Source organism: Robinsoniella sp. (genome assembly GCF_034124845.1).
This window is the reverse complement of record NZ_JAWYAJ010000489.1, coordinates 1-2,152: the sequence shown is the minus strand read 5'-3', so window position 1 is coordinate 2,152 and position 2,152 is coordinate 1. Positions and strand designations below refer to the sequence as shown.

The window sequence follows — 2,152 nt, the reverse complement described above, 5'->3', positions numbered from 1 at the left end:
TTTATTTTCGCTTCCTTGATTTTCACTCCCAGCTTCGGTTTTTACTCCGCTGCTGTCTGTTCCCCCTGTATTTTTGTCCCCCGAGCTGCATCCCGCAAGTGTTGACCCCAAAAGTGTTACTGCTAATGCTGCTGCAATTATTTTTTTCATTGCCATAAGAACCTTCCTCCTATTTTTATTGTTTTTAGTTACTTCTCTTTTCATTCATTATATTATCATATATATGTCATATTTGCAAGTTATTTTTGATCATATTTTGAATATTAATGATATTTTTGTGACTAACACTGAACTTTTTCACAAACCCTGCTTACTTCAGCTGTATTTTTCAACAGATAGTACCAAATAAGCACCGAATAATTTTCTACTGTCACGATTTCCATTCTAGTTTCTTAGCTTTATTTTCATAATACGCTCATATTTTTTTCATTTATTTTCATTTTTTCAATAAAATTATTCACATTTTCTCCATATTATGATATAATTAATAAACCTTAACTTAATCATAGTAAGCAAAATTAAAGGAGACGAAGCAATGATTCCAGAATTGCGCCAGAAAAAAATAATTGATATGATCTCAGATACCGATATCATCACAACCGAGACATTAACTAAGCTTTTGAATATATCACCCTCTACCCTCAGAAGAGATCTGCTAAAATTATCAAAACAGGAAAAGATCGTGCTCCTTCATGGCGGAGGTATCCGGCTTCTTCCAAAGATAACAGAATTGAGTATGACCGCAAAAATGGGGCTGCATAAGGATGCCAAAGACAAAATAGCACAGAAAGCTGTTTCTCTGATCGAAGATGGAGATGTAATTTATCTGGACCCATCCAGTACTACTTACCAGATGATTCCTTATTTAAAAGAACACCGGGTGACGGTTATCACGAACAGTGTTTCCCATATCGATGAATTGATTTATTATAAAATTCCCTGTATTATGGTGGGCGGTTCCATTAAGGCCGCCACAAATTCCTGCATTGGACTGATAGCAGAAAATATCCTCAAAGGCTTTAACTTTAACAAATGTTTTATTGGAGCAAATGGCTTTAGCATAACTTCTGGTATTACCAACCATGATATCAATGAAAATGTGATTAAAACATTGGCCGTCCGGCAAAGCTGTAATCCTTATTTTCTCATGGATTCCAGTAAATTTAATGTAGTTGCCATGGTAAAACTGGCGAATATCAGTGACTATCCCATCATAACCGAGAAGATAATACCAGAATTGAGCAGCTATCCAAACATCATTTATTCAAATAACTGATATACTAATCAAAATAAGTGCATTAAATAATCAACTCCGCATCAATATTTGACCGAAAACAATCTTTTTTACGGCTAAGTTTTAAAAAAAGTTCATTCATGGAACAGCAAATGTGATATAATGAAAGAAAGATTTAATCAAGGAGGCTCACGATTTATGATTCCTGCAATGCGCCAAGAAAAGATACTGAATATTCTCTCAAATGACGAGATTGTATCTGTTGAAGACTTAATGGATGTATTGAATATTTCCATCTCCACCATCCGACGTGACTTATCTAAATTAGAAAAAGAAAGCAAAATAGTTCTGCTCCACGGCGGAGGCGTAAAATTAGCCCAAAAGCCTACAGAACTCAGCATTACCACAAAGCTGGATTTAAACAGAGAATCGAAATGTCTGATAGCGAAAAAAGCAGTTTCCCTGATTGAGGATGGCGATGTAATCTTCGTTGATCCCTCCAGTACTACCTATCAGATGATTCCGTTGTTAACGGATAAAAATATAACCGTAATTACCAACAGCATTTCTCACATCAACCAGCTCATACATTATGGTGTACCATCCATTATGGTTGGCGGAAATATTAAAGCCACCACCAACTCGTGTATTGGTCCAATCGCAGAATCAACCCTAAAGGACCTTAACTTCAATAAATGCTTCCTGGGTGCTAACGGCTTTACCATTCAGGCCGGCATAACCAATCACGATATCAATGAAAAAGTAATTAAATCCCTGGCTCTGCAAAACTCAGCGAAACCCTACTTTCTCATAGATTCCAGTAAATACGGCTGTATCACAATGGTAAAGATCGCTGACCTGGATGCTTACCCGGTAATAACGGAATCCATTTCCGGGGACTTAAAAGACTATAAAAAT

General features: G+C 36.3%; 2 protein-coding genes and 1 pseudogene. 2 read left to right on the top strand and 1 reads right to left on the bottom strand.

The features are described from left to right. Window positions 1-204 (bottom strand): annotated as a pseudogene (locus ACH2DQ_RS23950) (hypothetical protein); the annotation flags it as partial. A gap of 331 nt (window positions 205-535) precedes the next feature. Here ACH2DQ_RS23950 and ACH2DQ_RS23945 point away from each other — a divergent pair. Both ACH2DQ_RS23945 and ACH2DQ_RS23940 read left to right on the top strand, forming a co-directional pair. Continuing rightward, on the top strand, window positions 536-1,276 hold the full coding sequence (locus tag ACH2DQ_RS23945; RefSeq protein ID WP_394910748.1) for a DeoR/GlpR family DNA-binding transcription regulator: 741 nt from the start codon (window positions 536-538) through the stop codon (window positions 1,274-1,276). 156 nt (window positions 1,277-1,432) lie between these two features. Further along, the coding region (locus ACH2DQ_RS23940; RefSeq protein ID WP_395028561.1) for a DeoR/GlpR family DNA-binding transcription regulator at window positions 1,433-2,152 on the top strand (720 nt) is incomplete at its 3' end.